The sequence below is a fragment of the Rugamonas sp. genome, assembly GCF_025354735.1.
Taxonomy (GTDB): Bacteria; Pseudomonadota; Gammaproteobacteria; order Burkholderiales; family Burkholderiaceae_D; genus Rugamonas.
This window is the reverse complement of sequence record NZ_JANXMI010000263.1, coordinates 1-5482: the sequence shown is the minus strand read 5'-3', so window position 1 is coordinate 5482 and position 5482 is coordinate 1. Positions and strand designations below refer to the sequence as shown.

The window sequence follows — 5482 nt, the reverse complement described above, 5'->3', positions numbered from 1 at the left end:
GAAACTGTGGTCTGACCCCGATGGCCGCGCTGTTGGCTGAGCGCCGGCGCTTAGGCCGGGTCGGGGGTTTTGGGGGCGCTCGCGCGCGGTGGGCGCGGCGGCTTGTGCGGCGCCAGCTTGCCGCCTTCGGCCAGCCAGCGGCGGTAGATGCGCAGGGCGACGTGGGCGTCGTCGGCCGCGTACAGGATCTGCTTTTCCGTCAGGCGTGTGCTGGCCCAGTTGGTGGTCGAGATCTTTTTCGATTTTTGCAGTTTCTGGCCGAAAAATTTGGCCACCGCGCTTTTCGCGCCCAGGTCGTTGCGCTGGCCCGGCGTGCGCAGCGCCACCGACAAGTCGACCACGGCCGCGCTCTGGATGCCGAGCTTGGCGCGCAGCCGCTTGACGTCGTCGGACAGGCCGAAGCCGACCTTCATGGTCTGCGCCGATTCGAGGATGTCTTTCAGTTCCGCCAGGCCGACCGGCGCGCTGCCGATCTGGAACAGGTAGGCGATGCCGTCGGTGGCCAGCTGGATCAGGTGCGGGCCGGTCGAGCTTTCGCCCTTGAGGAAGGTGGGTTTCGATTCGGTGTCGAAGCCGATGGCGTCGCTCGCCATCAGCGCCGCGCGCGCGGTGGCCGCGTCGGCGGCCGTGCGCACCAGGCGCACGGCGTTCAGGGCCAGGCCCGGATAGGGCGGCAATTCGGGCTGGGCCCGGGACGATGCGGCGGGGTGGTGCGCTTTGTCGCGCCGGTCCGCGTCCGACTGGCTGTCCAACTTATTTGCGCGAGAACTTCGCGGTCAGCTGGTTCAGCTTCTCGGCGTGCAGGCGGGTGGCTTCTTCGGCCGCGGCGGCGTCGCGCTCGGCCTTCTTGCGCTCGGCTTCTTTCTTGAAGCGGTCCTGCAGCACTTGCGTGGCGTGGGCGCGGTGGGTGTCGGTCACTTCGGCGCCGGGCGTGCCGTCGAGGTCGTGGCGCACCTTGGCTTTTTCCATGACCTTCAGGTAGCGCAGCGAACCGGTGTGGATGCCCAGAGCCGTGCGCATGGTCTTGCGGTCCAGGTCGGGCATGCGCGCGAGGATTTGCTTGTCGATGCCGATCGACAGCGGCAGGAAATCGCGGAAGGCGGGGAATTGCGTTTGCAGTTGCTTGAGCAGGGTGCGCGGCGACGGCCCCGGCGCAGATGCGGCGGAGGCGGCCGGAGCTGCTGCCGGGCTGGCGGCGGCCGGTGCTGGTGCGCCTGCTGCGTCGGCGGCCGTTACGGCTGCTTCGGCTGTGGACGCTGGTACGGTTGCTGCGGTGTCGACTGCGGCTGCTGGTACGGCTGCTGCGGTTTCGACTGCTGCGTTTGCGACTGCGTCAGCGGGTGCGGTGCCGGGCTCGATTGCCTGAGGCTGGGGGGTGAGGCTAGTGTTCATCGACTTCATAGTTTAAGCAGGAGGCGCCAGCATATCATGCGGACCGCCGCCACGCGGTGGCTTTTGCTTCATGATGTTGTTTTGCTCACGATGAGGCGGCCAGCATCGCAGGTGCGTGGACGCCATAAACGCTGTATAATGATTGACGCACCAAATGCAGCGCGGTGCGGGTTTCGGATTGATACAGGATGTGTAGCAAGGGGCAGCGGTATCGCGGGCTGCCGATGAGCTTAGCAGATAGTCGGTATGGGCGCGATCCCGTATCGGCGTATTTAGCCATGCGGCATACTATGGGGCATGGCTTAGCGGCGTACTTAGCGGCGTACTTAGCGGCGTACTTTGCCTCCTCCTCTATTCTTCGCTGAAAAACAGATTGAAGCCCGTTTCAGGTAGCGGGCTTTTTTTATTGCCAGGTACAACGTCAACTTATTTACAACATTGCCTTTCCTGTGCGGACCGTTCACGGTCGCCGCCGGGCTTGGCATTTTTTGTCGATAAGTGGCGGCGCCGTCGCTGAGACGGCCACAATTCGCTCCATCGAGTCCGGTTTTGCAGGCTTAGGTGGAATTATTCACTTCGCGCCGCGACCATCCGGTTCCGCACTGAGAGATATTTAATGACAAAAACGCCGAAAACTTTAACGTTGTCCGTCAAGGCCACCCGCGCCAGCGCCGCGCCATTGGCCGTCACCAAGACCACTTTATCTTATGTCATCGAAGGTGCGCAAGAGGCGGCTGGCAGCAAAGTCACGGTGGTGAAGAAATCCCGTTCGCGTCTGGCCTCGGTGGCGACGGCGGAAGCCGACGCCGCGCTGCTCGATACGGTCGCGCCGGCGGACGAGTCGGCCGCAGCGGCCGGTTCCGCTGATTCGGCCGCGTTGACCGACTCGGCCGACGCGCCCGTCAAGGTCGCCACCACCAAGATCGCCCGCAAGGCCGGCGCCGCCTCGGCCGCCGTCTCGCTGGCCGCGCCCGCCGGCCCGAAAGTGGTCGCGCCGAAATCGAAGCCGGTCAAGGCCCGCGTCGAGCCGGCGCCGGTGGTCATCGTCACGGCCGGCCCGGCCGTCAGCCAGGTCACGGACGCGGCCACGCTGGCCTCGATCGACACCTCGACCTATTTCCTGCCATCGGTCAAGGTGCCGGGCCGGCGCGGCCGCAAGCCGAGCGAATTCACGCCGGAAAACGATGAAGTGGCGGCGTTGAACGCCGTCGAGCGCGCCGAACTGAAGGCCGTGTCGAAGGCGCGCGAGCGCAAGGCCAAGGGCGGCGCCGCCGATGCGCTGGGCCTGGACCCGAAGAGCTCGGCGGAAGACCTGGAACGCCGCCGCCAGCAAATCAAGAACCTGATTAACATGGGCAAGGAGCGCGGCTTCCTGACCTATGCGGAAATCAACGACCAGCTGCCGGAAAACATCGTCGATCCGGAAGCCATCGAAGGCATCATCGCCACCTTCAACGACATGGGCATCGCCATCTACGAGCGCGCCCCGGACGCCGAATCGCTGTTGCTGACCGACAGCGTGGCCACCGTCACGTCCGACGATGAAGTCGAGGCGGCGGCGGCGACGGCCCTGTCGACGGTCGACTCCGACTTCGGCCGCACCACCGACCCGGTGCGCATGTATATGCGCGAAATGGGCGCCGTGGCGCTGCTCACGCGCGAAGGCGAAATCGAAATCGCCAAGCGCATCGAGGGCGGCCTGAAGGACATGATACAGGCCATCTCGGCCTGCCCGACGACGATCGCCGAGATCGTCGCGCTGGCCCGCAAGATCGAGGCCGATGAATTGAAGGTCGACGAAGTCGTCGACGGCTTCGTCGACCTCAACGAAACGAGCGCCGCGCCGGCGCCGGCCGCCGCGCGCCCCGCCGCGGACGAGGAAGAGGAAGAAGAAGAGGAAATCGAAGAGGAAGACGGCGACGCCAACGGCGGCGCGGCCGGCTTCTCGACCGAGCAGCTGCTGCAATTGAAAAAAGCGGCGCTGGAAAAGTTCAACGTCATCTCGACCCAGTACGAGAAGATGCGCAAGGCCGTCGGCGGCTACGGCTCCAAGGCCTATGTGCAGGCGCAGGAACTGATCTCGGCCGAACTGCTGGGCATACGCTTCACGGCCAAGGTGGTCGAAAAGCTGTGCGACACGCTGCGCGGACAGATGGAGGAAGTGCGCCACATCGAGCGCGCCGTGCTGGAACTGTGCGTGAACAAATGCGGCATGCCGCGCGCCCACTTCATCAAGGTCTTCCCCGGCAATGAATGCGACCTCGACTGGGTCGACGGCGAAGTCGAATGCCGCTATCCCTACAGCGCCATCCTCGGCCGCAACGTTCCCGCCGTCAAGGAACTGCAAAAGAAGATGATCGACCTGCAGGCGCGCGTGGCGCTGCCGCTGGCCGACCTGCGCAAGATTAACAAGCAGATGGCGGCCGGCGAAAAACGCGCGCGCCAGGCCAAGCGCGAAATGACGGTGGCCAACTTGCGCCTGGTGATTTCGATCGCCAAGAAATACATCAACCGCGGCCTGCAATTCCTCGACCTGATCCAGGAAGGCAATATCGGCCTGCTCAAGGCGGTCGACAAGTTCGAATATCGTCGCGGCTACAAGTTCTCGACCTATGCGACGTGGTGGATACGCCAGGCCATCACCCGTTCCATCGCCGACATGGCCCGCACCATCCGCGTGCCGGTGCACATGATCGAAACGATCAACAAGATGAACCGCATCTCGCGCCAGATCATGCAGGAAACGGGCAGCGAGCCGGACCTGGCGACGCTGGCGCTGAAGATGGAAATGCCGGAAAACAAGGTCCGCGAAATCATGAAGATCGCCAAGGAGCCGATCTCGATGGAAACGCCGATGGGCGAGGACGGCGATTCGCAGCTGGGCGACTTCATCTAAGACAACGCGACCCTGGCGCCGTTGGACGCGGCGCTGCACGCGTCGATGCGCAACGTCATCAAGGAAGTGCTGGACTCGCTGACGCCGCGCGAAGCGAAAGTGTTGCGCATGCGCTACGGCGTCGAAATGTCGAACGACCACACGCTGGAAGAAGTGGGCAAGCAATTCGACGTGACGCGCGAGCGTATCCGCCAGATCGAGGCCAAGGCCATGAGCAAGCTGCGTCAGCCTTCGCGCTCGGACAAGCTGAAGAGCTTCCTGACCACGCATTAAGCGCGGCGCACGAAGGGTAGGGAAGGGAGGCGCGAGCCTCCCTTTTTTTATGGGCGCAAGGTCGGGCGGCTGATGCCGGATGGGCGGCAGGGACGTCAATGCTGTCTATAATGGTAGGTAATCCAGCAAGCACGGAAAGGCCATTATGAAGCACACCGTTCCCATATCGACCACCGGGGTCGGCTGGCGCACATGGACGTCGGCGCCGGCCTGGCGCACGCTGGGCCTGCTGATGCTGTGCTCGGCCTATATACAGGGCGGACTGGACAAGGCATTCGACTTCCCGGCGGCCATCGCCGAGATGCGGCATTTTGGCCTGGCGCCGGCGGCGCCGATGGCCTTGCTGACCATCGTCGGTGAACTGCTGGCGCCGCTGCTCATCGTCAGCGGCATGTGGCGCTGGGCCGGCGCGCTGTATCTGGGCGGCTTCACAGTGATGGCCTCGCTGCTGGCCAATCCCTACTGGCGCATGAGCGGCACCGAGCGCTTCATGAACGAGAACGCCTTCTTCGAGCACCTGGGACTGGCCGGCGCGTTTTTGCTGGTGGCGTGGCTGGATTTGCGCAAGGAATAAGCGGCGGCACGACATCAAGGGAAGGGGGCGCCAGCCTCCTTTTTTTTTGGGTTCTTCACGGATCAAAGGGAAACGGCGCGCGGCATGGCCGCCCGAGGTGGTGGGTGGGGCTCCGCGCGCCCGTGTGGAAAATCTTCTATTCTGCTTTCTTCTATTTTGAACCGCGTCTGAATTTGCCGGTATAAATAGAAGAAAGCAGAACAAAATGTAAGCGTCCAGCCCGCCCATCTTCAAAACCTTAATCGGTTTGCCCAGACTCCGACTTTTGGAGATGGAGATGGTGATGGGGAACAAGGAGCGAGAGGAGCAATGGCGGGTGCGTGTGGCGCGGTGGCGCGAGAGCGGTT

3 protein-coding genes and 1 pseudogene are annotated in these 5482 nt (G+C 63.7%); 2 read left to right on the top strand and 2 right to left on the bottom strand.

Going from position 1 to position 5482, the window contains the following annotated elements; genetic code table 11:
• Window positions 1–50: 50 nt before the first annotated feature.
• Both Q0S71_RS21435 and Q0S71_RS21430 read right to left on the bottom strand, forming a co-directional pair.
• A complete protein-coding gene (locus Q0S71_RS21435) occupies window positions 51–659 on the bottom strand; it encodes a 3'-5' exonuclease (protein ID WP_296000169.1) in 609 nt (202 codons plus the stop codon).
• Window positions 660–753: 94 nt separating this feature from the next.
• A complete protein-coding gene (locus tag Q0S71_RS21430) occupies window positions 754–1131 on the bottom strand; it encodes a ProQ/FinO family protein (protein WP_296000168.1) in 378 nt (125 codons plus the stop codon).
• A gap of 877 nt (window positions 1132–2008) precedes the next feature.
• Here Q0S71_RS21430 and rpoD point away from each other — a divergent pair.
• Window positions 2009–4561: pseudogene (gene rpoD / locus Q0S71_RS21425) on the top strand (RNA polymerase sigma factor RpoD).
• 145 nt (window positions 4562–4706) lie between these two features.
• The gene (locus Q0S71_RS21420) at window positions 4707–5135 is read left to right on the top strand and encodes a DoxX family protein (RefSeq protein WP_296000166.1); all 429 of its coding nucleotides are present in this window, start codon (window positions 4707–4709) and stop codon (window positions 5133–5135) included.
• Window positions 5136–5482: the final 347 nt, after the last annotated feature.